Raw genomic sequence first — 23228 nt, forward strand, 5'->3', positions numbered from 1 at the left:
ATACCTACACGGCGGTCACCATTGCCAAACGCGTTGCCCAAGTTGCCCTGCGAGAAGAAACTGAAGTTCAGTTTTCCGGTGCCCTTCAGGCCCGCGTTAAGGCACTTTTTTGGATTTTTCGGGCTTTTGAGCCTTCGCATACAGGGGCACCACTTGCGCCATGGCCGCTTCCATGTCGGCAATCCGGGTATCGCCGGCAGGGTGGGTCGACAGCCATTGCGGCGGCGCATTCTTGTTGGCGGCCGACATCTTTCGCCACAGGGTGATGCCCGCGCGCGGGTCGTAACCCGCGCGGGCAGCCAGCTCCAGCCCGACCAGATCGGCCTCGGACTCATCTTCACGGCTGAACTTCAAGGTCAAGAGCTGGGCACCGTATTGGGTGACCGTTTGCCCGATCTGCCCAAGCCCCAGCACCTGCGACAGCAAGTTCGCACCCAGCCCGGTCGCTGCGGTTTTACCCATCCGCTCGCGGGCATGCTCCCGCAAGGCATGGGCGATTTCGTGGCCCATGACCATGGCGACTTCGTCATCTGTGAGTTTGAGCGTATCGAGAGATGCCGGTGTAGAAAGCGATCTTCCCGCCCGGCATGCAAAAAGCATTGATCTGCTTGGATCCGATCAGGTTGATCTCCCACCGCCAGTCTTTCGCGCGGGGATTCCATTCATTGGCGTAAGGGATGATGCGCCGCGCGATCGCCCTCAAACGCTGTACTTGAGGATGCTCATTCCCGGCCAGCGCCCTTTGCTGCTGCGCCTGGGCCAGCATCTGGGCGTATTGCTGCGCTGCAGACTGCTCAATGTCGCTCGCAGACACCAGTTTGCTGAATGCGGAGTTGCCCCCCACCTCCACGCCCTCTCTCGCCAACACGGCCGGGGCGAACACGGTGCCACCCACCACCAACAAGCCGCCAAGCCAGCGGATCAGGGATGGGCGGAGGCGACTCACAGGACAAAGATCACTCAACATGGCAGCGTTTGACTCCAAAGTGGACAGGTATTATTCCCCGATGAGTTCCCTAACGCCCGACACCCCCGCTACCGCCGACAAACCCCACTGGCGGGACATGCTCAAGGTCTATGCAGAACCGGCCTCGCTGCGGATGTTGGCGCTGGGCTTCTCGGCGGGATTGCCCTTCTTGTTGGTGTTCGGGACCCTGAGCTTCTGGTTGCGCGAAGCCGGCGTCGACCGCAGCACCATTGGCCACATGAGCTGGGTGGGCATCGCCTTCGGCTTCAAGTGGGCGTGGGCCCCCTTGGTGGACCGCTTGCCCATCCCTTTGCTCACCGCCGCACTCGGCCGCCGCCGCAGCTGGCTGCTCGTGGCGCAAGCGGCCATCATGGCTGCACTCTGCACCATGGCACTGACCGACCCGCGCAACGCCTTGACCCCGGTGGTGTGGTGCGCGATTGCGTTAGCTTTTGCCTCTGCGACCCAGGACATTGCGCTGGATGCCTTTCGTATCGAATCCGGCGACAGCCAACACCAGGCCGCACTGTCTGCCACCTATATGGCGGGCTACCGCCTGGCCATGATCTGGGCCGGCGCAGGTGCCCTCTGGATTGCAGCGGCCAACGAAACCCCCAGCGCCGACCTGTACCAATATGCGGCCTGGCGCACCGCCTACCTGGTCATGGCCATGAGCATGCTGCCGGGCATGTTGGTGGTGCTACTGTCCAAAGAGCCCGCACCCGCGCCTCTGCGCCCGGCCCGCAACGCCGGTGAATGGCTGCAAAGTGCACTGATTGAGCCCTTCGCCGAGTTTGTGCGGCGCCACCGCTGGCACGCGGTGTTGATCTTGTCCTTGATTGCCACCTACCGCATCAGCGATGTGGTCATGGGCATCATGGCCAACCCGTTTTACGTGGACATGGGCTACACCAAGGGCGAGGTTGCGGCGATCACCAAGGTCTATGGCGTCATCATGACGCTGGTCGGCGCCTTTGTCGGCGGTGCGCTGGCGCTGCGCATGGGCGTGCTCAAAGTCTTGATGCTGGGCGCGGTGCTGAGCGCTGGCAGCAACCTGCTGTTTGCCTGGCTGGGCACCCGCGGACACGACCTGCACGCCTTGATGGCGGTGATCTCGGCCGACAACTTCTCCAGCGGCATTGCGACCGCGGCGTTTGTGGCCTACCTGTCCTCACTCACCAACATCCAATACTCGGCCACCCAATATGCGCTCTTCAGCTCCATGATGGTGTTGCTGCCCAAGTTTCTGGCCGGCTTCTCGGGCGATGTGGTCAATGCGGTCGGGTACACCCCGTTTTTTGTGGGTACTGCCTGCATCGGGCTGCCTGTGCTGGTGCTGATCGTTTTGGCATCACGCATCAAATCGACCCCTAGCGCTCATTAATCAAGCGCCTATTGCTATATATTTAATAGCAAAATTTACCCAACTTTACGGAATCTTCAAGCCAGCCGCATCTGGGCAGGGATGGTCACCGCTAGACTGCGGGCATGCGCCAAAACCTGCTCATGATCGAAGACGATGCCCGGCTTGCCTCCATGGTGGCCGAGTACCTCGAACAATCCGGCTTCTCCGTAGCCCACGCGGGCGATGGGCATAGCGGCCTCGCCCGGCTCGCCGCCGACAGCGGAGCCCCGCCACCGGACTTGGTGATCCTAGACCTGATGCTCCCGGACATGGATGGCCTCGAGATTTGCCGCCGCATCCGCGCCCTGCCCGGCGCGATGGGACAAGTCCCAGTGCTGATGCTGACCGCCAAAGGGGATGCAATGGACCGCATCATCGGGCTGGAAATCGGCGCCGACGACTACCTGCCCAAGCCTTTTGAACCCCGCGAACTGCTGGCACGGATTCGCGCCATCCTGCGACGCAAGGGGGAGACACCCGCCACGAACGCCAAAGCCTTGCGCTTCGGCACCCTCGAAATCGACCGCGATGCCCGCACCGTCACGGTGGCCGGCACCGCCTGCGAGCTCACCTCGTACCAATTCGACCTGCTGGTCGCGCTGGCAGAGCGGGCCGGCAGGGTGCTGACCCGCGACCAGATCATGGAAGCGGTGCGTGGCCGCGAGTTAGAGGCCTTTGACCGCTCCATCGATGTGCACATGGGCCGCATCCGCGCAGCCATCGAAGCAGACGCCAAGGAGCCCAAACGCATCCTGACGGTCCGTGGCGTAGGTTATGTTTTTGCACGGCAGCAGGACTAACCGGTAATGCTGCACAAGCTGTATGTCCGCATCTGGCTGGCCGTGGTGCTCACGGTCGTGGTACTGACCTTGCTGGTCGGATGGGTGTGGCGCATGACCAGCGAGCCGCCCCTGCGGGAAGTCGTAGTGCGCAATGAATTTGGCGAGGTCATCGGCAACGGCCGGGCCCGGCTGAGCCGCCCACCCCCTATGCCCGGCCTCAGCCTGGGAGACCATCCGCCCCCACCCGACACCAAAGACGACGCCAGCGATGACCGCGATAGCGAGCGCCCGGGCCGTTTCGGCCGGGGCCCGGAGTTTCTGGTGCGTATGGCCGATGGCCAAACCATTCACCTCCACCTACCTCGCCCGCCAAACAACAATTTCAAGGCCCCCTTCGGCTTTGCCTGGACACTTGCGCTGGTCGCGGTCGCGGTGGCGCTGGGCACTTACCCCATCATCCGCCGTTTGACCCGCAGGCTGGAAACACTGCAAAACGGGGTTGAGCGCTGGGGCAACGGGGATCTGGGTGCCCGGGTGCGCATGCAGGGCGATGATGAGGTGGGCTTTCTGGCCGCGCGCTTCAACCACGCCGCCGAACAAATCGAAACCCTGGTGCAGGCGCGCGACACCCTGCTGGCCTCTCAAAAATCACTTTTAGCCAATGCGTCGCACGAGCTACGCTCCCCGCTGGCTCGCATCCGCATGGGGCTGGAGTTGATGGGTAGCACGCCCAGCGCGGCGTTCAAGCAAGAGGTTGCCCGCAACATTGCCGAGCTCGATCAACTGATTGAAGAGATCCTGCTGGCCAGCCGGCTGGATGCCAAAGAAGCCGACCTCGGCACGGTGGAGTCAGTAGATCTTGTCGGGCTGGCCGCCGAAGAGTGCGCGCGCAACCAGGCGCTGCTGGAAGTTGAGCTACAGGCTTTGGAGGTTCCCGGTGTCGCCAAACTGCTGCGGCGCGCAGTACGCAACCTGCTGGAAAACGCGCGCCGTTACGGTGCGGGCGACGTGCGTCTGGTGGTGCGCGAAGAGGCCGAGTGGGCCCTGATTCAGGTGTGCGACAGCGGCCCTGGCGTGCCCCCGGAGCAACAACAGCGAATCTTTGAGCCCTTTTACCGGCTGCCGGGCGCATCTGAGCGCGAGGGCGGCGTCGGACTCGGCCTGGCTTTGGTGAAATCCATCGCCGAGCGACACGGCGGCACCGTGCGCTGCACCAACCGGCCGGAAGGCGGTGCCTGCTTCGAGATCCGCTTGCCGCTCAAAAGCGCTTAAGGCCTCAGGCGGTGACCTTGAGAAAAAGGTCGCGATCGGGGGCAAAGTTTTCATGCAGGGGCAGCAAGGCCCCCCCCAACGCCCGCGCATCCGACCCGATGCTGCCGGCAATCACTTTGGCTGGCCACAGGCCTTCCCAGTCGTAATTGCGCAGGGCAGAGGTCGTCTGATCAATCAGGCGCTTGAGCATGGCGCGGGTGAACGATCCGTCGATCACCACCGCGTCCAGATCCAGAAATGCCGTGCCACTCACCACACACTGCGCCAGGCCTTGGGCGGCACTGGCAATCCAGGCTTCGGTAAGGGGTGCATAAGCACCCTCCAGCGCACGGTCGTCGTAGGCGGCGGCGGGGTCGAGGCCGCTGGCCTTGAAATGCTGCTCCAGCTCCCACAAAGAAGCGTGGGCCAATAGCTGCTCCGGCACCGCACCACCGCTGGCCACCTGCAAGGGCAGCGAAGCAACAGCGCCCGCATTGCCATGAATGCCGCCGTGCAGGTGCGAGTTAAGCACCAATCCACCGCCGACAAACGTGTCAACAAACAGGTACAAAAAGCTCTTCAAATCGCGCCCGCGCCCGGCCACCAGCTCTGCCACACACGCCGCTTGGGTGTCTTTTGCGAAGCTCACCGGAACATCGGTCATCGCTTGGACTTGCGCCGCGAGGTCAATATGGTTCCATTGGTCAGACACCGAGGCCGACAGGCCCAGCATCTTGTGCCAGCCACCCAGGTTAAAGGGGGCCGCTACCCCGACACCCACGATGCGCGGGGCCAAGGCGCCCAAGCCATCCTGAAGGCTGCGCATGCGGCTTTGCACTTGCGGGAGCAACGTATCTGCATCGGGGAAGCTGTAGGACAAGGTTTCACGCGCCCTGACCACGCCGGTGAAGTCGACCAGCAACCAGTCTGCACTGCGACGGCCGATCTTGATGCCCATCGAGAAGGCGCCGTCGGGGTTCAAAGCCATCGGCACCGAGGGCTGTCCGATACGGCCTCGCACACGGTCCTGGCGCAGCAGCAAGCCATCGTCCTCCAAGCGGGTGGTGATCAGTCCGATGGTTTGGGCTGTGAGGCCGGTCAAGCGGGCCAAATCGGCCTTGGGCAGGCTGCCGTTCAGCCGGATGGCCTGCAGTACCACCCGCTCATTGAATTGGCGCATGCCCACGTGGTTGGAGCCCCGTGGCCGCAATACCGAAGGAGCATGGGCTGCCGTCGAAGCCGGGGCTTCGGGCAAGGCATTGGGCAGGGTGGCTTCAAAATTCATGGTCTTCAGATTTTCACCGATGAAGCCCGTGCGAACCAGATTAGTTTTAGGGGATTTCCCCGCCCTGTAACCTTGCAGCACGTCCCCCGGCCTCACGCTAGCGCAGAGGCCGGAATGTCTTCAACCGCTTTGGCGCCGGTCATGACTGCGACGGTGTCGCTCATGCTGATCGCCTTCGGATTCACCACGCAGGCCCGTTTGCCGAGGCGCTGGATATGGATCCGGTCCGCGATTTCAAACACATGGGGCATGTTGTGGCTGATCAGAATCACCGGCAGCCCCTTGTCGCGGACCCGGCGGATCAATTCGAGCACCATGTTGCCCTCTTTGACACCCAAGGCTGCGGTCGGCTCGTCCATGATGACCACATGCTGGGCAAATGCAGCCGCCCGGGCCACCGCCACGCACTGGCGTTGGCCGCCGGACAGGGTTTCCACCGCCTGGGTCATCGAGCGGATGCCAACCTTGAGGTCATTCATCCGCGAAACCGCCTCTTCGAGCATGCGCTTTTTGTCGAGTGACCGGAACACACTGCCCAACACGCCGGGGCGGCGGAGTTCGCGGCCCAGAAACAGGTTTTCAGCAATCGACATCGCAGGGGCCACTGCGAGGTCTTGGTACACGGTCTCAATGCCGTGGCGGCGTGCATCAATTGGCGAGCGGAAGAGCACTGGTTTGCCATCGAGCTCCATGCGGCCTTCATCCGGCACCACGGCACCCGACAAGGCCTTGATCAGGCTGGATTTGCCGGCACCGTTGTCGCCGATCACCGCCAGAATTTCTCCGGCGCGCAGTTCAAAATCCACACCATCGAGGGCGGTAACGCCGCCGTAGCGCTTGACCAGTCCACTGGCCTTCAAAACGATTTGCGGGCTGCTCATTAGCGTGCTCCCTTGCGTGAAAGTTGGTCGGCTGCCACCGCCAGAATGACCAGAATGCCGGTAATCAGGGTTTGGTACACCGACGCCACATCCATCAGCGTCAGTCCGTTGCGGAACACACCCACGATGACAGCACCCACCAGCGAGCCCAAGATCACACCCCGGCCGCCGAACAGCGAGGTGCCACCCAGAACCACCGCGGTAATCGCGTCCAGATTCTCGGTCTGGCCCGCTTGCGGGTCACCCACACCGGTGCGCGCCACCGACAAGAGCGCGGCCACGCCATACAAAACGCCGGCCAACACATACACACCGAGCAATACCCGGTCCACAGAAATACCGGTCAAGCGGACGGCTTCGGGGTTGTTACCCACGGCATAGACGTGGCGGCCGGCGGCGGTATCCCGCAGCAGGTGCCAGGCCAGCAAATACATACCCAGCATGACCACTGTGCCCCAGGCCACCGAGGTGCCGCCAAGGCTGAAGGTGTTACCCAGCGCGGTCATGGATTCCGGCAGGTTACCCACGGTTTGCGCCTCAGAATAAATTTGGGTGATGGCGAAGGCGATATTCATGGTGCCCAAGGTCACGATGAACGAGGGCAACTTCACACGGGTCACCAGCAAGCCGTTGAGCAAGCCGAACGATGCGGTAACCAGAATCCCGCACAGCACCGCCCAGAAGGGGGGAATGCCGAGGTCCATGGTGAACTTGGTCATCACAATCCCGCCCAGCGCCATGACCATGCCGCAGGACAGATCGATACCGGCGGTCAAAATAATGAGTGTCTGCCCGATCGCGAGCAAACCCACCACCATGACCTGCTGCAATACGAGGGACAGGTTCTCACCCGTCAGAAAGCGGTCGGACTGGGTGGCGAAAAAGGTGCACGCAGCCAACAAGGCGAGCCACGGGCCGAGCATGGCCCATGGAATTTGTTTGGTATTGGTTGTAGCCATGGTGTGGTCCGGAGTGACGCCGGATTCGCTTGAAAACAGGAGGCGCGTGGCGCCGACTCAGGGAAACACGGGGCCCGGCATTTGCGCGTGCAAATCACCGGCCCCGGATGGAGCTGAACGCAGTGTCAGCCCCGGTTCAACTTACTTCTTGCCCCAGCACAGTTCGGTGCCGGTTTTGACGTCTTTGCTGTCAACGCCTGCCACGGGCTTGCCGGCGATCAGGGTCACGCCCGTGTCCACATAGCCGGATGCTTTTTTGCCGCCCTTGGCGTATTCCACGCCGGCAGCCACACCCATGGCGGCCATCTTCAGGGGGTATTGCTGAGAGGTCGCTGCGATCACGCCCTTGCCCACATCAGCCACGCCGGCACAGCCGCCGTCTACCGAGACGATCAGCACGCCTTTTTCCTTGCCGGCTTTTTTCAGTGCGTTGTAGGCACCTGCAGCAGCTGGCTCATTGATGGTGTACACCACGTTGATGGCCGGGTCCTTTTGCAAGCAGGTTTCCATGGCGGTCTGGCCCTTGGCTTGGTTGCCATCGGTGTCAGCAGCGCAGACGGTTTCTGCGGTTTTGGAGAGTTCGTTGGACTTGGCGTCGTTGGCTTGCAAGCCGAAACCCTTCATGAAACCGTTGTGGCGCTGTGCGCCCACAGGGTGGCCGGGGAAAAGGTCCAACATGGCGATCTTGGCAGGCTTGCCACCGAGGGCGGCCTTGGCGTATTGGCCAATCAACTCGCCGGCTTTGTAGTTATCGGTCGCGAACAATGCGTCAGCGCCATCAAACGGGCTGTCCAGGGCGATGACTTGCACGCCTTTTTCCTGGGCCTTTTTCACCGCAGGCAGGATCGCATCGCCGGAGGAGGTGATCAGAATGGTTTTCGCACCGCGAGCGGTCATGTTTTCGATAGCGGCGATTTGGGATGCGGTGTCACCGTCTTTTTTGCCGGACGCGGTCAACAACTTGGCGCCCATCTTTTTCGCTTCAGCGGTCGCGCCTTCTTTCATCTTGACGAAGAAGGGGTTGGTTTCGGTTTTGGTGATCAGGCCGATCACCGGTTCGTTGGCAGCAAAAGCGCCGGAAGCGGCCAAAGCCAATGCGGACAAGATCAGGGGGGCAGATTTCTTCATTCAGGTCTCCTCGGTCAATATGACACTTATGGTTAGGACCCCCGAGAAGGACCCCGGGGAACTACGCACAGGTTTTGGCGTGGTGAGACTATAGACTCATCGATGTTAGTAAATCAAGTTACTTTAATTATGGAAAACCCTTATTTGACGCCAAATAGTGCATCCCCTCAGAGCGCCCTGCCGCCAGAGGCAATCACCCGCATCGAAGCGCTTTTGTCCAGCGGGCGCCGGACCATTCTGGGGATTGCAGCAGGCCCGGGGGCCGGCAAATCCACCCTGGCACAGGCCCTCCATGCCCGGTTCAGTGCGCAGACCCAATACCTGCCAATGGACGGATTCCACCTCGCCAACCGGGAGCTTGCCCGCTTGCAACAAGGCCACTGCAAGGGTGCGCCGCACACCTTTGACAGCGCAGGCTATGTGCACCTGCTCGAACGTGTGCGCCGCCAGCCCGAGGGCGAAACCATTTACGCCCCCGACTTTGACCGCCAGCTCGAAGAACCCATCGCCGGCGCGATCCCCCTCCATGCGGACAAGCCGCTGATCATCACGGAAGGGAACTACCTGCTGCTCGAGGATGGCGCCTGGTCCCGGGTGCGGGGTTTGCTCGACGAGGCGTGGTACCTAGACTTGGACCCGGCCTTACGCCACGCCCGCTTGTTGGCCCGACACATGCGGTTCGGACGCAGCGAACCAGAGGCCCGGGCATGGATAGACAGCACGGACGAGCCCAACGCTGTCCGCATTGCAGCCACCCGACATCGTGCGGACTGGGTGCTGCAAAGCTGGTAGCGACTGCGATCCCGGCAGCCCGCATGAGAAAACGCTGCACTGCACAAAAAATGTGAAAAAAGAGTGCAAATTCACCCGAATGGGGGATACCGCTCAGTGCACATGCGCGAGAAAATTCATCCCAGCTGCTGTCACAGTTCACAAGGATAGAAGAGAAGGCCAATCAATAGGCCTCCTTCAACAGGTTCCAACGACGTCCCTCCGGGGACTTTATAAAGCCACCCTCGGGTGGCTTTTTTTTTGCGCCAAATCAGGCGCTATCGCTGGCAGAATCTGCGCAGGAAGCTACAAAATCGATAGCACTTTATCCGGAGTGATGTCGTTCAGGCAGCGTGTGTGCCCCAGCGGACACTCCCGCTTGAAGCACGGCGCGCAATCTAGCGGCGGTTGGTAGGCGGGGTCATTCTTCAGCCACAGGACCGTGGCCGCCGGATTCAGCGGCGGCGTGTGCAGCGGACTGGACGATCCGAAGATCGCCACCTGCGGCACCCCGAATGCGGCCGCGACATGCATCAGGCCCGAGTCGTTGCTCACCATGGCGTGCGCGCCGGCAATCAGCGCCACCGCTTCGTCCAGGCTGGTGCGCCCGGCCAGATTCACACAATGGCCCGGGCGCAGGGCATTCACCGCCTCTGCAATCTCGGTGCACACCGCATCATCCTTGGCCGAGCCCAGCAACAACACCGGCTGCTCCAGCCCCGCGGCCATGGCAGCGAAATGGGCTGCCGGCCAGCGCTTGGCCGGGCCGTACTCTGCGCCCGGTGCCACCACATAAAAACCTTGCGATTGCAAGCCGCGCGGCGCGAGCACCGCCGCTATCGCGCCGGGTGCAACCTGCAGCGCCGGCCGGTCGTGGTCCACGCCGGTTTCGCCACTCAAGGCGGAATAAAACGCAACCATGGGCGGGCGGCTGTTTTGGGGGGGATTGGGCAGGCGGCGGTTCAGCAGCCCGAAGCGCAGCTCACCCGAGTAGCCCACGCGCACAGGGATGCCGGCCCAGAAAGGGATCAGCGCACTTTTGAGGGAGTTGGGGCACACATAGGCCCGGTTGAATCGGCCCCGCAAACCGGCCGCATAGGCACGGCGCGCAGCCCACTGGACGCCGCCACGCGCGAAGGGCAAGACCAGCACCTCTGCCACCTGGGGCATGGCGCGGTAGACCGGTGCCACCCACGGCACCGCAGCCACAGTAATGCGCTCACCCCGCGCCGCCAACCGGCGCAAGAGCGGCTCGGTCATCACCGCATCCCCGATCCATTGGGGAGCGATGATCAATGACTCCCCACCGAAGCGGCCGGTGGCCGCCTGGCTTGGGGCCATCTGCACGCTCAGTGACCTGCTGCGAAGTGCTCGCCGTCTTTCAGCTTGTACACGGTGCCGCAATACGCGCACTTGGCTTCGCCGGAGCGACCCACATCCAGGTACACCTTGGGGTGGGTGTTCCAGGTTTGCATGCCTGCCACCGGGCTGGGGCAAAACACGCCACCTTGGTGGTTCAAATCGCTGGCCAGGAGTTCAACTACTGCTTGGGACATATTCAGACTTTCGTGAGCCAGTGGGCGTATTGGGGGTTGCGGCCGTTGACGATGTCAAAGAACGCGGATTGGATTTTTTCAGTGATCGGACCACGGCTGCCCACGTAGTCGCCCTTGCCCATGGCAATGCGGTCGAGTTCGCGGATCGGGGTCACTTCTGCGGCGGTGCCGGTGAAGAAGGCTTCGTCAGCGATGTACACCTCGTCGCGGGTGATGCGCTTTTGCACAATTTCCAGGCCCAGATCTTTGGCGATGTGGAACACGGTGTTGCGGGCTGATGCCGTTCAGGGCGCCGGCAGACAAGTCGGGGGTGTAGATCACGCCGTTCTTAATGACGAAAATGTTTTCGCCCGCGCCTTCAGACACGAAACCGGAGCTGTCGAGCAACAAGGCTTCGTCGTAACCGTCATCGGTGGCTTCCATGTTGGCCAGAATGGAGTTGGTGTAGTTGCTCACCGCCTTGGCTTGCGTCATGGTGATGTTGACGTGGTGGCGGGTGTAGCTGCTGGTTTTGACGCGGATGCCGCGCTTCATGCCCTCTTCGCCCAAGTACGCACCCCATGGCCATGCCGCCACCATCAAGTGGATGGTGTTGCCCTTGGGGGACACACCCAGCTTTTTGTCGCCGATCCAGGTCAGGGGGCGCAGGTAGCCGGATTCGAGTTTGTTTTCGCGGATCACGGCGCACTGGGCTTCGTTGACCTGCTCCTGGGTGAAGGGGATCGTCATCCGCAGGATCTTGGCGCTGTTGAACAGGCGCTCGGTGTGCTCCTGCAGGCGGAAGATGGCGGGGCCATTCACCGTGTTGTAGGCCCGCACGCCTTCAAAGGCACCGCACCCGTAGTGCAGCGTATGGCTCAGCACGTGGATCTTGGCATCGCGCCATTCGACCATCTGGCCATCCATCCAGATTTTGCCGTCGCGATCAGACATAGAAGGTGGGAGTACGCTCATCGGGTGTCCTTGAAGAGAGGGATTTGCAGGAATTTGCAAAAAGGGGGATTTTACGAGGCCGATTCCACCGCAGCGGCGTGCGCGGGCTCTGGCAACGCTTCGTCTTGCGAGGGACGCTGCAAGTCCCAGCTTTGGAGCTTGCCGCCATGGAACACACACAGCACCGTGCTGCCCGAGGTATCAGTCCAGCGATAGCGCTCAGGTTGGGTGTCTTTGGGGGATTCGAGCTGCCCCAGCGAGCGGGTCATGGCCACCACATGCAGCAAGGGCAAGCCGGCTCGCAGCTTGGCGTGCAGCATGACGGCGCTGTCCACATGGCCGATAGGCCGGTTGGCCGCCCGCTTGAGCACTTGCAACATGCGGGTGAAGTGCAGCAACTGCCACATGATCAGGCCACCGCCCACCAAAGCTACGCCAGGCCAGCCATAGTGCCGGTAGCCAAGGATCAAGGCCGCCAAAGCGGCCAGCGGAATCACGATTCGTTGGATTTTTTGAAACATCATCAGGCGATTTTCGCAGGCTCCGGTGCCGCTGCAATCAAACGCCCTACGCGCCGCACTGCCACTAAGCGGGCTCGGCCATCCGCCAGGACACCTGCACCTGCAAGCCGCCCAAGCTTGCAGAGTGTGTGACCTCCACCTGCGCCCCCGTGGCCTGCGCAATGCGCCGGACGATAGACCAGCCCAAGCCACTCCCGGTCTGCGCCGTCCCCAGCACCCGGAAAAAGCGCTCGCCCAGCCGGGCCATCTCGGCCGGTGACAAGCCCGGCCCACTGTCCTGCACCGTGAGCTGTACCCAACCCCGCACCACAGCCACCGACACTGCTATGCGCGCGCCGTCGCCCGCATAGCGCGAGGCGTTGTCCAGCAGATTACGCAGCAGGACCCGCGGCAGCACCTCGTCGATAGTGACCGGGCACTGCTGCGGCGCTTGCAGCTCGAGGTCCTGGCCCCGCGCCAAGGCCTGTGGCGCCATGTCTGCGGCGACACTGCGCGCCAGCGCACTCAGGTCGGTGCGCCCCGAGGCGGCTGCACTGGCGGGTGCATCCAAGCGGGCCAGCGTGAGCAGCTGATCCACCAAACGCGCCGCACGGTCACAGCCGGCCAGCGTGTTCTGCAAGGCATGGCGACGCTCATCCGCATCGTCCACCGCGCCCATGGCGACCTGAGCCTGGGTGCGGATCGCGGCAATCGGGGTGCGCAACTCGTGAGCCGCATCGGCAGTAAAGCGCCGCTCGGAGGCCACCATGCCCTCGATGCGCCGCAACAGGGCATTGAGCTCGTCGACCATGGGGCGCATTTCTGTGGGCAGGCTGTCGCGGGGCAGCGGCGCGGTGCTGTCTGGTGCGCGGCTGCGCAGGCTGTGGCCCAGGGCATCCAGCGGGGCCATCGCCTTGCGCACTGCCCACCACATCAGGGCGGCCAAGAGGGGCAAGGCCAACATCGAGGGCAGCAACATGCCGCGTAACACCGCCCGCAAAATGCCGTCGCGCGAATCGAGCTGCTCCCCCACATACACCTGGATATCGCGCCTGCTGCCCCGGGTGGCAAACACCCGCCAGCGGTCGCCGTTGTCCAGGGTCACCGTGTCAAAACCACGGGTCTCGCGGCTCATGGGCGTCAGACCCGCGTTGCCGGAGCGGGCGACCAGCACCCCTTCGTGAAACACCTGAAATGCCACCCGCGGCGCGTATTTGTGCAGCACCGGGGCTTCTTCTTCTTCGTTCTCGTCATCGTCCACATGGCTTTGCTGCACTACCAGCAAGGCGGCAGCCTGGGCGAGATGGCTGTCCAGCAGCTCGTCGAGCTCGTGGCGGGCATCCACCCAGGTCCAGGCGGCGGCTGCCAGCCACACCAGTGCCACACCGGCCGACAAATAGGCCAGCAGGCGCAGCTGCATCGAGTGGAGTGCAGGCAGTCTCACAAGCCCGCCTTTGGGTTAAGGATGTAGCCCACGCCCCGCACGGTCTGGATCACGTCGGCCTGCAATTTGCGGCGCAGGTGGTGGATATGCACCTCAATGGTGTTGCTCTCCACCTCCAGCCCCCAGCTGTACATCTGCTGCTCCAGCTGTTCGCGCGACAGCACCCGGCCGGCGCTGCGCATCAAGGCGTGCAGCAAATCAAACTCGCGGGTCGACAAAGGCACTACCGCCTCCTGCCAGGTGACTTGCCGGGCAGAGGGGTCCAGCCGCAGCGCGCCGGCCTGCAAGATGTCTTGCGCCACCCCGTGCGAGCGGCGCACCAGCGAGCGCAGCCGCGCGGCCAGCTCGTGCAGATCTACCGGTTTGAGCACATAGTCGTCAGCCCCGGCGTCCAGCCCACGGATGCGGTCGGGCACCGCGTCACGGGCCGTGAGCACCAGCACGGGGGTGGTGTTGCGGGCGGCGCGCAGGGCCTGCAGCACCTCCATGCCGTCTTTGCCGGGCAGGCCGAGGTCGAGCACGGCGGCGGCGTAGTCCACCGCGCGCAGCTCGCGTTCGGCGGCCACGCCATCGCGCACCCAGTCCACCTGAAAGCCGGCCTGCCGCAGGCCGGCCCGCAGGCCGTCGCCCAGCATGGAGTCGTCTTCCGCCAACAGGATACGCATGGGTTATTCCATCAAAAAATCGGGGGCGCGAAGTGGGGGCGCCGTGTCATTTTGCACCCGCGCTGTGCGCGCATCTTTCGCGTGCCACTCAATCAGAATCACCGGATTCCCGCCCGCTCAGCAAGTCGCTCACCGCCTGCGCAGAGACCAAGCCCTTGGGGGACTGCTGCCACTCCCAGCTCCAATAGCCCAGCACCGCCACCAGGACCAAGACGGCCAACCACGCGTGGTTGCGCGTGACCAAGTCCGGGCCGGGGCCCTCGGTGCGGCCGTGCACCATGGGCATCGCCATGTTTTTGTGGCGCAACACGCTCATGACCGCGATCAGCGCAATGTGGGCCAGCACCAGCGCCAAAAAGGCATCGCCGATCACCCCATGCACATCCTCCAGCCAGTCGCCCCACTCGTTGTAACTGCCATAGCCGCTGAGTGCCAGGGGCACCACCATCAGCAACAGGGCCACCACGGCGAAAGCCAGTGCCAAGTTCTGCCCCTGACGCCAGTTCACCGCCACGCCGGCCCTGCCGGACAGGGACTGCCGGACTGAGCCCAGCCACTGCGGCGCCGTCTGCAGCTTGCGCCACAAGAGGGACAGCCGGGCATGGCGCGGACCGACCAAACCATAGATCACCCGAAACACCAACAACCCCGCCATGCTGTAACCCAGCGTGACATGCAGCAAGCGCATGGACTCCCCCTCGGAGGTGACATAGGCGCCCAGAAAACACAGCGCAAACAAGGCATGGAACATGCGGGTAGGCGCATCCACCATACGCCGGCTGCGCACCGGCAAGGCGGGGGTGCCGGGCTTGCCGGCCCCGGTAGAGCCGGGAATGGAGGTCGTGACCATGGGGCTGCCTTTCAATCAATCAGACCAGTTGCGGCGAAAGCGCGCGTCCAGCCCTTTGGGAAATTGGATTTCAGATTCGCGGAAGCTGCCTTTGTTGGCCGCGGTGTGGCACGCCGCGCAATTGGCGGCGCTTTTGACGGCCGCCTGCTTCCAGATTTGCGGATCCACCTCACTGTGCTTGCGCACAAACCACTGCGAGCGGGTGATACGGTCTTGCGGTGGCTCTTCAGACACCCGCTTGTAGGTACCCGCATGGGTTTGCAGCCAACCACTGATCTCGCGCACACTGGCTTCGTCGAGCGAGGCATCGGTGCCGTAGTGTTTATCCAGCGAGCCCATGAGTCGCTTCCACGACGCGGCGGGCAACATGCCGGGCGGATACGCCAAGTGGCAGGCAGCGCACTCTTGCTGGTATTTGGGCAGCGGCGTGACGCGTTGCGGGCTGTCGGCGCGCGCCAGGCCAGCGCCGGCCAGCAGCAAAATTGCTATCCATTTCATAGCTGCTTGCGCATATAGGACGGGCGATAGGGACTTGTTTTTCATAGTTATTCCTTTGCGAAGGGGCACAACTCAGCGCTTGAGGCTCACCAGCCAGGCCTGCACATCGGCTTTCTCAGCGGGGGTGCATTCGCGGGCGAGCACGTCATTGCAGTTGCGGCGGAACCATTTCTCGCTTTTGGCGGGATCGGTGAAGCGCTCGGGGTTAAATGCGGGCGCGAGCGCGGAGATGGATTTGCCCGTATTCGCGTGCTTGCCTGCACCCGTGGGCTGGGCGTTGTGGCAAGAGGCGCAGCTCCACTCGCGGCCATGTTGGGCATTGAAAAACTGCTGGCCTTGCGCCGCGCTGGGGCTGCGGCCGGCTTGGGCGCTCAGGGCGCCCAGCTGCTCTTGCGAGGTGCCGGCCCAGGCAGTGCCGGCCAGTTCGGCAGCCAGCATGAGTGCGCGGGCTGCGGTGCGGATACATGACTTAGTGACCTCCATGCCCTGCATGGTGGCCCGCGAAGATTAAGCCGGTCTTAAGGGGTGCGCCGCAGTGCGCTACAGGTCGGCGCGCGGCTGATCGCTATGGCTGACTTCCAGCCCGTCGGCCACATAGCCGGGGCCTTTCATCACCATGACCACCACACAGCCGATGGCCGCGGTGATCACCAGCGTCCAGTGGAAAACGATGACCCCGAACACAATGTACTCCGCCAACTGCAGAGCCCTCGCCTCTGCAGGGCTAGCAGCCTCTGCGAACGCCTGGTAGAGCGCCAGCCCCAGCAAAGGCAGCACGGTGCCCACCAACGCAATCAGGGGGAGCTTGCGCCACAAGGCCCACTCCAGCCCGGAGGCAGAGCGGATCGAATGGGGCAGTTTGGTCAGCCAGCGCATGCCTGCAGTGTAGGCATTTACAGGCCGGAGCGTATTGCCTCAGGTCAAGCCGCGCACCACGTTCATGGCTTCTTCCACCCGCTCTACTGCGTGGATGGTCATGCCCTCGATGGGCTTTTTGGGCGCATTCGCCTTGGGCACCACCGCGATGGTGAAGCCCAGCTTGGCCGCTTCTTTCAGGCGCTCCTGGCCACGGGGTGCAGGGCGCACCTCGCCGGCCAGCCCCACTTCGCCAAAGGCGATAAAGCCTTTGGGCAAGGGCTTACCGCGCAGGCTGGAGGTGATGGACAGCATCACCGCCAAATCGGCGGCCGGCTCGCCGATGCGCACGCCGCCCACCGCGTTGATAAATACATCCTGGTCCATACACGCCACGCCAGCGTGGCGGTGCAACACCGCCAGCAGCATGGCCAAGCGGTCTTTGTCCAAGCCCACACTCAAACGGCGGGGCGACGGGCCACCCATGTCCACCAGCGCTTGAATTTCCACCAAGAGCGGGCGGGTGCCTTCCAGCGTCACCATCACACAACTGCCGGGCACCGGCTCGGCGTGCTGGCTCAAGAAGATGGCGCTGGGGTTGCTCACGCCCTTGAGGCCTTTTTCGGTCATGGCGAAGACGCCAATCTCGTTCACCGCACCGAAGCGGTTTTTGATGGCGCGCACCAGCCGGAACTGGCTGTGCGTGTCGCCCTCAAAGTACAGCACCGTGTCCACCATGTGCTCCAGCACGCGCGGTCCGGCCAGCGCGCCCTCTTTGGTCACATGGCCTACCAGCACGATGGCGGTGCCGCTGGCCTTGGCCGCGCGGGTCAGGTGGGCTGCGCATTCGCGGACCTGGGCGACCGAGCCCGGCGCGCTGGTGAGCTGCTCGGAGTACACGGTCTGGATGGAATCGATCACCGCCACGTCCGGGCGGTTGGCCTCGAGGGTGGCGAGGATTTTTTCGAGCTGAATCTCGGCCAGCACCTTGACCTGCGAGTGGTCCAGCCCCAGGCGGCGCGAGCGCAAGGCGACCTGCGCTCCACTCTCTTCACCGGTCACGTAGAGCGTGGACTTGCCCGAGCGCTGCAGCGAATCGAGCGCTTGCAGCAAGAGCGTGGACTTGCCAATGCCGGGGTCCCCGCCGATCAGCACGACGCCGCCTTCGACCATGCCGCCGCCCAACACACGGTCCAGCTCCTCGTGGCCGGTGGGGGTGCGGTCTACGTCCTGCGCCTCGATGTCGGAGAGCACCGTGACCTCGGCCGTCTTGGCCAGCGAGGCGAAGCGGTTTTTGGCCGGCCCGTCGCTGCTGGCCACGGATTCGATCAGCGTGTTCCAGGCGTTGCAGTGCGGGCACTTGCCCAGCCATTTGGGGCTGGTGCCGCCGCACTCGTTGCAGGTGTAGATAGTTTTGTCTTTGGCCATGGCGGGAATAATACTGTACAAAACCACAGATATCAAACAGCGCAGACCATGCGCCAGATCACAGACAGCAGCGCCACGCGCCCCTAGCATGGTGAAAAGTGCCCCGGGAGTTTGCTACTAAATCAGGAGCTGCTCGCGCACCTTCCACAAGGGCTACATGCCAATTTCACCTGAAACAACGGCATCTGTTGCCGACAGCACTGCCCCCCAAGACCTAAGCAGCGCGCAAGCCGCCAAGTTGCTGGCCACCCATGGCCCCAACGCACTGCCCGGCGCCGGCGCACGGCGCTGGACCGCCATCGCCCGCGAGACGCTGACCGAGCCCATGTTCCTGCTACTGCTGGGGGCTGCCGTGCTCTACGGCCTGCTGGGCGACTGGCAAGAGGGCGGCATTCTGCTCGGGCTGGTGGTGATGGTGGTGGCGCTCACGCTCTACCAGGAGGGCAAAACCGAACACGCCATGCAGGCCCTGCGCCAACTCGCCAGCCCGCAGGCCCTGGTGCTGCGCGACGGCAAGGCCCAAGCCGTGCCGGGCAGCACCGTGGTGCCGGGTGATGTGCTGGTGCTGGCCGAGGGCGACCGGGTGGCCGCGGATGCCACGCTCTTGAGCGGCAGCGATGTGATGGCGGACGAATCCATGCTCAGCGGCGAATCGGTGCCCGTCGAAAAGGCCGCCACAGGGGGCGACGCCGCGCTCTTCGGCGGCACCCTGCTGGTGCGCGGCCACGGGCTGGCGCGGGTGGAGCATACCGGCGCGAAGTCGGCCATGGGGCGCATCGGCAGCGCCTTGGACGGGCTGGGCCCGGAAGACTCGCTGCTGAAACAACAAACGACCGTGCTGGTCAAACGCCTAGCGGTGGTGGCGTTAGCTGCCAGCTTGCTGTTGTTTCTGGCCAGCGGGCTGATGCACGGCAACTGGACCGCCGCACTGCTCTCGGGGATCGCACTGGCCTTGGCCTTGCTTCCACAAGAGTTCACCGTCATCCTCACCGTGCTGCCGGCGTTGGGGGCCTGGCGGCTTGCCAAACAGCAGGTGCTGACCCGCCGCTTGGCCGCCATTGAAACCCTAGGGGCGACCTCGGTGCTGTGTGTCGACAAGACCGGTACCCTGACCGAAAACCGCATGCGGGTGGCCGCCTTGTTTGCCTATGGCGGCACGGCAGCCGATCAAACTCTGGCCCTCCCCGACGGCGAACCCCACGCGCTGCCGGAGGCATTTCACCGCGTGGCCGAGTACGCCATTCTGGCCAGCGTGGAGGAGCCGTTTGACCCGATGGAACAGGCCTTCCACCGGCTGGGTGCCCAGACCCTGCAAGACACCGAGCACCTGCACCGCGACTGGACCCTGGTTCGCGAATACGGCCTGAGCCCGCAGCTGCGCGCCATGTCGCATGTGTGGACAGCCGATGACGGTGATGCCCACATCGTGGCCGCCAAAGGCGCGCCCGAGGCGGTGTTCGACCTGTGCCACCTGCCGCCTGCCGAGTTGGCCCGTGCCCAAGCGGCAGCCGCTGCATTGGCAAACCAAGGACTGCGCGTGCTGGGCGTGGCCTCCAGCCGGGTACCGGGTGCAGCGGGCACTATCACCCTGCCAGGGCAGGAGCACGACTTTGACTTCACTTTGCTGGGCCTTATCGGGCTGGAAGACCCGCTGCGCCTTGGTATTGCGGACTCGGTGGCGGAGTGTTTGCAGGCCGGCATCCGGGTGGTGATGATCACCGGCGACCACCCGGGCACGGCCACTGCCATCGCCCGCCATGCAGGCATCCTCACCGCAGCCACAGGGCCGGGTAGCACGGCGGCCGATGAAGTGCTCAGTGGCGACGACATCGACTCGCTGGACGACGCAGCCCTGCGCGAACGCATGCGCCACACCCGAGTGTGCGCCCGGGTAGCACCGGTGCAAAAGCTGCGCATCGTGCAGGCCTTGCAAGCCGAAGGGCAGATCGTGGCTATGACGGGCGACGGTGTGAACGACGCCCCCGCCCTCAAAGCGGCCCATGTGGGCATTGCCATGGGCCAACGCGGTACCGATGTGGCCCGCGAATCCGCAGCGCTGGTGCTGCTGGACGACAACTTTGCGTCCATCACTGCCGCAATGCGGCTGGGCCGGCGTATTTTTGACAATGTGCGAAAGTCCATGGCCTATGTGCTGGCGGTGCATGTGCCGATTGCCGGCATGGCGCTGCTGCCGGTGCTGCTGGGTTGGCCTACAGCCTTGTTCCCGTTGCACATTGCCTTTCTGGAACTGGTGATAGACCCGGCCTGCTCCATGGTGTTTGAAAACGAGCCCGCCGAGCAAAACGGCATGCAACAGCCCCCGCGCGATGTGAAGGCGGCTTTGCTGAATCCTGGCACGCTCTGGCAGGCACTGGCCCAGGGCGTGGTCGGCCTGATGGCGGTCATGGGCGCAATGGCTTGGGGTTTGGCCCATGCCAGCCCCGAGCATGCGCGCACGCTGGCGTTTACCACCCTGCTGCTGGTCAACCTGAGCCTGATTTTCATGAACCGCAGCGCCCAGCTGAACCCGCGCGCCTGGTTGCTGCGGCCCAATGGCGTGTTGTGGGGCGTATGTGCGGTGGCACTGGGTGTGTTGCTGGCCATGGTGTATGTGCCGTGGATACAGCAGCTGGCCGCATTTGCCGCCCTGAATGCCGAGCAATGGGCGGTGTGCGCAGGCTTGGTGGGGCTCACCCTGCTGGCCTGCGCCGGCCTGAAGTGGGCCGGCCGGCAGCACCCGGCGGCCCTGGCCGCGTAACTAGGCCTTGGGCATGCGGGCGCGGGCCCGCTGCACCCGGTCCGCGCTGACCGAGACCTTCACCGACTGAAAGTTCAAGGGGGTCACCAGCGCCCAGGCCGGGTCATGGGTGTCCCGGCAGGTGTAGACCGTGACCGGCATGCTGTTTTTGTCCATCACCGGGATCACCCAGGGCGCATTGGCGCGCGCGCCCCGCTGGGCGACAACCGCGGTGTCACCGTTGACCAGCAACACATAGGTGCCCGGCGGGTAAAAGCCGGTGCTGGTCGCCATGGCGCCGCCCACGGTGGCAGCTTCGCCCTCGGCCGCGGCGAATATGGATTTGGCGGCACTGATGGCGGGCATGGGCGTGCGGGATTTGCGGGCGGCCATTTTGGCCACAAACCCATCGGCCGTCGCCAGCACCCGGCGTGCCATGCGGTTACGCGGCAGGGCCTCGGGGTGCAGCGGCTTGTGGTGCCAGCGCACCAGGTCCAGGGTGTCTTCGTCTTCCAGCCCGAGGTGGTGCAGGGTGTCGGCACTCCGGCCCGCATGGTCGGCAATCAGCTGGCGCTGCCACTCGGTGGGTGCAGCGTTCTGGCGGGAGAGACTGTCCTGGTCGCGGGCCATGCCGATGTTTTGGGTCAGGGCAGCATCCAGCAGGCTGCGGCGCACACTGGGGTCCAGGCCCAACTTGTCAGCGGTGAGCAGGCTGATGGTGCCGGTCAGCAGCGCGTGGGTGGAGCAGTAACCCAGGCTGTTGTCACCCAGCATTTGGAACAGACGAAAGAGCGCATCGTCCGGGTCCGCTTCCAGCAACTTGAGCACGGTGCGGGCCATGCCGTCCAGCCGGGAAAGCGGGTTGATGGCCAAGCCACCCTGGTACAAGATGCCGCGCAGCACATCCTGCAAATCGGGCCAGCCGCCGCTCAGTGCGGTGCCCGCCACATAGTCCACCTCGCGGATGCGGGAGGGCATGGGCGCCTGGGCAATGGTTTGCACATCCACGCCGTCGCGCAGCATCTCGTGCACCATGCGCTCGTAGGCGCGCTGCCAAGCCATGGCGTCGCCCGGCGTGGAGCTGGCGTTGAAGGCGTGGAGCTTGTCGCGGTGCTGCTCGGAGACGACCGGCTGCCCCTTCTTCAACAGCAGCTGGCCGGTATCGCTCCAGATGTCGATCGGCAAAGGCCGTCCCACTTCCAGCATGGCAATCGGAATGGGCACATATTTCATGGAGGCTAGTCTGCCACGACGACCGGTACCCGCTGCGCGAGCGCGCACATCAATTCATAGCCCACGGTGCCGGCAGCGGCCGCAATTTCGTCAATCGGCAGCACCGCACCGTTGGCTGCGCGCCCCCACAAGGTGACTTCGGAACCCATGCCAGCCTGGGGCACCGGGTCTAGGTCGACGGTGATCATGTCCATGCTGACCCGGCCCACGACACGGCTGCGCACGCCATTGATCAGCACCGGGGTGCCGGTGGGGCAGATGCGGGGGTAGCCGTCGGCATAGCCGCAAGCCACCACGCCGATACGCATCGGCTTGTCAGCGGTGAAGTTAGAGCCATATCCGACCGTATCGCCCGCCGATAGTGCGCGGGTAGCTATGATTTTTGCAGCAAGCGTCATGGTGGGCTGCAAGCCCCAGTGGGCGATGTCGTGCTCGGGGTAGTCCGGCGCGCTGCCGTAGGTGGCAATGCCGGCGCGCACCCAGTCCGACACCAGGCCGGAGCCCGAATGCCGCAAGGTGGCCGCACTGTTGCTGACCGTACGCTCGCCGGGCAAGTCGTCGGTGGCTTGTTTGAACACCGCCATCTGACCGGCAATGCCCTTGGGGCCGTCGGCGTCGCTGAAGTGGGTCATGAGCGAAATTTCGTCCACTTGGGGCAAGGCATTCAGGCGGGTCCACGCAGAGCGCACCTGTTCGGGCTGGAAGCCCAGACGGTTCATACCGGAGTTGACCTTCAAAAACACCCGGTGCGGCTCGTTGGTTTTGTGGATGGCCAGCATGTCGATCTGTTCCTGGCAGTGCACCGTGTGCCACAGACCAAGGCGGGAGCACAGCTCCAGGTCGCGCTGCTCAAACACGCCTTCGAGCAACAGGATAGGTCCGCGCCAACCCAAGCTGCGCACCCGCTGGGCCTCGTCCAGATCCAGGAGTGCAATGCCGTCTGCGCCGCGCAAGCCGTCAAAGGCGCGTTCAATGCCGTGCCCGTACGCGTTGGCCTTGACCACGGCCCAGATGCGGGCATCCGGCGCCGCGCGGCGGCACACCTCCAGGTTATGACGCAGGGCCTGGACATGAATGGTGGCTTGGATAGGACGTGGCAT

21 protein-coding genes and 2 pseudogenes are annotated in these 23228 nt (G+C 63.9%); 5 read left to right on the forward strand and 18 right to left on the reverse strand.

All coding sequences use genetic code 11. The features are described from left to right. Positions 1-96 precede the first annotated feature (96 nt). Positions 97-967: pseudogene (locus tag RAE21_RS15290) on the reverse strand (M48 family metallopeptidase). Positions 968-1007: 40 nt separating this feature from the next. On the opposite strand from RAE21_RS15290, the gene RAE21_RS15295 reads away from it, so the two are divergent. The 3 genes from RAE21_RS15295 to RAE21_RS15305 all read left to right on the forward strand — a co-directional run bounded on the left by RAE21_RS15295 (position 1008) and on the right by RAE21_RS15305 (position 4426). Then, a complete protein-coding gene (locus RAE21_RS15295; RefSeq protein ID WP_313882091.1) occupies positions 1008-2351 on the forward strand; it encodes an AmpG family muropeptide MFS transporter in 1344 nt (447 codons plus the stop codon). A 104-nt stretch (positions 2352-2455) separates the two neighbouring features. Further along, entirely contained in the window at positions 2456-3172 is a 717-nt protein-coding gene (locus tag RAE21_RS15300; protein ID WP_313882092.1) for a response regulator, read from the forward strand. Positions 3173-3178: 6 nt separating this feature from the next. Beyond that, positions 3179-4426 carry a sensor histidine kinase gene (locus RAE21_RS15305; RefSeq protein WP_313882093.1) on the forward strand — a complete coding sequence of 416 codons (1248 nt, stop codon included), beginning with the start codon at positions 3179-3181 and terminating at the stop codon, positions 4424-4426. A 4-nt stretch (positions 4427-4430) separates the two neighbouring features. Here the strand turns inward: RAE21_RS15305 and RAE21_RS15310 are convergent, their stop codons facing one another. From RAE21_RS15310 to RAE21_RS15325, 4 genes are all read right to left on the reverse strand, one after another. Then, positions 4431-5690 (reverse strand): ROK family transcriptional regulator, encoded by a 1260-nt coding sequence (locus RAE21_RS15310; protein ID WP_313882094.1) that lies wholly within the window; start codon positions 5688-5690, stop codon positions 4431-4433. Between the two features lie 92 nt (positions 5691-5782). Then, positions 5783-6571: an ATP-binding cassette domain-containing protein gene (locus tag RAE21_RS15315; protein WP_313882095.1), complete on the reverse strand. Its 789-nt coding sequence runs from the start codon at positions 6569-6571 to the stop codon at positions 5783-5785. Beyond that, complete coding sequence (locus tag RAE21_RS15320) at positions 6571-7530, reverse strand: ABC transporter permease (RefSeq protein ID WP_313882096.1); 960 nt, start codon at positions 7528-7530, stop codon at positions 6571-6573. The genes RAE21_RS15315 and RAE21_RS15320 overlap by 1 nt, the downstream gene beginning before the upstream one ends. Before the next feature lie 141 nt (positions 7531-7671). Next, complete coding sequence (locus RAE21_RS15325; protein ID WP_313882097.1) at positions 7672-8658, reverse strand: sugar ABC transporter substrate-binding protein; 987 nt, start codon at positions 8656-8658, stop codon at positions 7672-7674. Positions 8659-8787: 129 nt separating this feature from the next. Between RAE21_RS15325 and RAE21_RS15330 the strand changes: the two genes are divergently transcribed. After that, on the forward strand, positions 8788-9450 hold the full coding sequence (locus RAE21_RS15330; protein WP_313882098.1) for a nucleoside/nucleotide kinase family protein: 663 nt from the start codon (positions 8788-8790) through the stop codon (positions 9448-9450). A 285-nt stretch (positions 9451-9735) separates the two neighbouring features. On the opposite strand, the gene waaF is transcribed toward RAE21_RS15330, so the two are convergent. From waaF to radA, 11 genes and pseudogenes are all read right to left on the reverse strand, one after another. Further along, complete coding sequence (gene waaF, locus RAE21_RS15335; protein WP_313882099.1) at positions 9736-10770, reverse strand: lipopolysaccharide heptosyltransferase II; 1035 nt, start codon at positions 10768-10770, stop codon at positions 9736-9738. 8 nt (positions 10771-10778) lie between these two features. Continuing rightward, a complete protein-coding gene (locus tag RAE21_RS15340; protein WP_313874446.1) occupies positions 10779-10985 on the reverse strand; it encodes a zinc-finger domain-containing protein in 207 nt (68 codons plus the stop codon). Positions 10986-10987: 2 nt separating this feature from the next. Beyond that, positions 10988-11939: pseudogene (locus RAE21_RS15345) on the reverse strand (branched-chain amino acid transaminase). A 50-nt stretch (positions 11940-11989) separates the two neighbouring features. Further along, complete coding sequence (locus RAE21_RS15350) at positions 11990-12442, reverse strand: glycerate kinase (protein ID WP_313882100.1); 453 nt, start codon at positions 12440-12442, stop codon at positions 11990-11992. Between the two features lie 61 nt (positions 12443-12503). Then, on the reverse strand, positions 12504-13862 hold the full coding sequence (locus tag RAE21_RS15355; RefSeq protein WP_313882101.1) for an ATP-binding protein: 1359 nt from the start codon (positions 13860-13862) through the stop codon (positions 12504-12506). Next, positions 13859-14527: a response regulator gene (locus tag RAE21_RS15360; RefSeq protein WP_313882102.1), complete on the reverse strand. Its 669-nt coding sequence runs from the start codon at positions 14525-14527 to the stop codon at positions 13859-13861. Before RAE21_RS15360 ends, RAE21_RS15355 begins: the two co-directional genes overlap by 4 nt. A gap of 88 nt (positions 14528-14615) precedes the next feature. Further along, positions 14616-15377, reverse strand: coding sequence for a cytochrome b/b6 domain-containing protein (locus tag RAE21_RS15365; RefSeq protein WP_313882103.1), 762 nt, complete (start codon positions 15375-15377; stop codon positions 14616-14618). Positions 15378-15392: 15 nt separating this feature from the next. Beyond that, positions 15393-15875 carry a diheme cytochrome c gene (locus RAE21_RS15370; protein ID WP_313882104.1) on the reverse strand — a complete coding sequence of 161 codons (483 nt, stop codon included), beginning with the start codon at positions 15873-15875 and terminating at the stop codon, positions 15393-15395. 72 nt (positions 15876-15947) lie between these two features. Further along, positions 15948-16367: a DUF1924 domain-containing protein gene (locus RAE21_RS15375; protein WP_428984035.1), complete on the reverse strand. Its 420-nt coding sequence runs from the start codon at positions 16365-16367 to the stop codon at positions 15948-15950. A 48-nt stretch (positions 16368-16415) separates the two neighbouring features. Beyond that, positions 16416-16751: a hypothetical protein gene (locus RAE21_RS15380; protein ID WP_313882105.1), complete on the reverse strand. Its 336-nt coding sequence runs from the start codon at positions 16749-16751 to the stop codon at positions 16416-16418. 39 nt (positions 16752-16790) lie between these two features. Then, positions 16791-18158 carry a DNA repair protein RadA gene (gene radA / locus RAE21_RS15385; protein WP_313874453.1) on the reverse strand — a complete coding sequence of 456 codons (1368 nt, stop codon included), beginning with the start codon at positions 18156-18158 and terminating at the stop codon, positions 16791-16793. 157 nt (positions 18159-18315) lie between these two features. Here radA and RAE21_RS15390 point away from each other — a divergent pair, with 157 nt between their 5' ends. After that, positions 18316-20916, forward strand: a complete 2601-nt coding sequence (locus RAE21_RS15390) for a cation-translocating P-type ATPase (RefSeq protein ID WP_313882106.1) — start codon at positions 18316-18318, stop codon at positions 20914-20916. Here the strand turns inward: RAE21_RS15390 and RAE21_RS15395 are convergent, their stop codons facing one another. Next, positions 20917-22128 (reverse strand): HD-GYP domain-containing protein, encoded by a 1212-nt coding sequence (locus tag RAE21_RS15395; protein ID WP_313882107.1) that lies wholly within the window; start codon positions 22126-22128, stop codon positions 20917-20919. 5 nt (positions 22129-22133) lie between these two features. Next, positions 22134-23228 (reverse strand): alanine racemase, encoded by a 1095-nt coding sequence (gene alr / locus RAE21_RS15400; RefSeq protein WP_313882108.1) that lies wholly within the window; start codon positions 23226-23228, stop codon positions 22134-22136.

The organism is Rhodoferax potami (genome assembly GCF_032193765.1).
GTDB classification, from domain to species: Bacteria; Pseudomonadota; Gammaproteobacteria; order Burkholderiales; family Burkholderiaceae_C; genus Allorhodoferax; species Allorhodoferax potami.

Bases quoted from the DNA above. Each gene is read 5' to 3' on its own strand.
- RAE21_RS15365 (WP_313882103.1), bottom strand. From the start codon at position 15,377: ATGGTCACGACCTCCATTCCCGGCTCTACCGGGGCCGGCAAGCCCGGC.
- RAE21_RS15315 (WP_313882095.1), bottom strand. From the start codon at position 6,571: ATGAGCAGCCCGCAAATCGTTTTGAAGGCCAGTGGACTGGTCAAGCGC.
- waaF (WP_313882099.1), bottom strand. From the start codon at position 10,770: ATGGCCCCAAGCCAGGCGGCCACCGGCCGCTTCGGTGGGGAGTCATTG.
- RAE21_RS15295 (WP_313882091.1), top strand. From the start codon at position 1,008: ATGAGTTCCCTAACGCCCGACACCCCCGCTACCGCCGACAAACCCCAC.
- RAE21_RS15390 (WP_313882106.1), top strand. From the start codon at position 18,316: ATGCCAATTTCACCTGAAACAACGGCATCTGTTGCCGACAGCACTGCC.
- RAE21_RS15370 (WP_313882104.1), bottom strand. From the start codon at position 15,875: ATGAAATGGATAGCAATTTTGCTGCTGGCCGGCGCTGGCCTGGCGCGC.
- RAE21_RS15380 (WP_313882105.1), bottom strand. From the start codon at position 16,751: ATGCGCTGGCTGACCAAACTGCCCCATTCGATCCGCTCTGCCTCCGGG.
- RAE21_RS15350 (WP_313882100.1), bottom strand. From the start codon at position 12,442: ATGATGTTTCAAAAAATCCAACGAATCGTGATTCCGCTGGCCGCTTTG.
- RAE21_RS15340 (WP_313874446.1), bottom strand. From the start codon at position 10,985: ATGTCCCAAGCAGTAGTTGAACTCCTGGCCAGCGATTTGAACCACCAA.
- RAE21_RS15375 (WP_428984035.1), bottom strand. From the start codon at position 16,367: ATGCAGGGCATGGAGGTCACTAAGTCATGTATCCGCACCGCAGCCCGC.
- radA (WP_313874453.1), bottom strand. From the start codon at position 18,158: ATGGCCAAAGACAAAACTATCTACACCTGCAACGAGTGCGGCGGCACC.
- RAE21_RS15300 (WP_313882092.1), top strand. From the start codon at position 2,456: ATGCGCCAAAACCTGCTCATGATCGAAGACGATGCCCGGCTTGCCTCC.
- RAE21_RS15330 (WP_313882098.1), top strand. From the start codon at position 8,788: ATGGAAAACCCTTATTTGACGCCAAATAGTGCATCCCCTCAGAGCGCC.
- RAE21_RS15360 (WP_313882102.1), bottom strand. From the start codon at position 14,527: ATGCGTATCCTGTTGGCGGAAGACGACTCCATGCTGGGCGACGGCCTG.
- RAE21_RS15325 (WP_313882097.1), bottom strand. From the start codon at position 8,658: ATGAAGAAATCTGCCCCCCTGATCTTGTCCGCATTGGCTTTGGCCGCT.
- RAE21_RS15320 (WP_313882096.1), bottom strand. From the start codon at position 7,530: ATGGCTACAACCAATACCAAACAAATTCCATGGGCCATGCTCGGCCCG.
- alr (WP_313882108.1), bottom strand. From the start codon at position 23,228: ATGCCACGTCCTATCCAAGCCACCATTCATGTCCAGGCCCTGCGTCAT.
- RAE21_RS15305 (WP_313882093.1), top strand. From the start codon at position 3,179: ATGCTGCACAAGCTGTATGTCCGCATCTGGCTGGCCGTGGTGCTCACG.
- RAE21_RS15395 (WP_313882107.1), bottom strand. From the start codon at position 22,128: ATGAAATATGTGCCCATTCCGATTGCCATGCTGGAAGTGGGACGGCCT.
- RAE21_RS15310 (WP_313882094.1), bottom strand. From the start codon at position 5,690: ATGAATTTTGAAGCCACCCTGCCCAATGCCTTGCCCGAAGCCCCGGCT.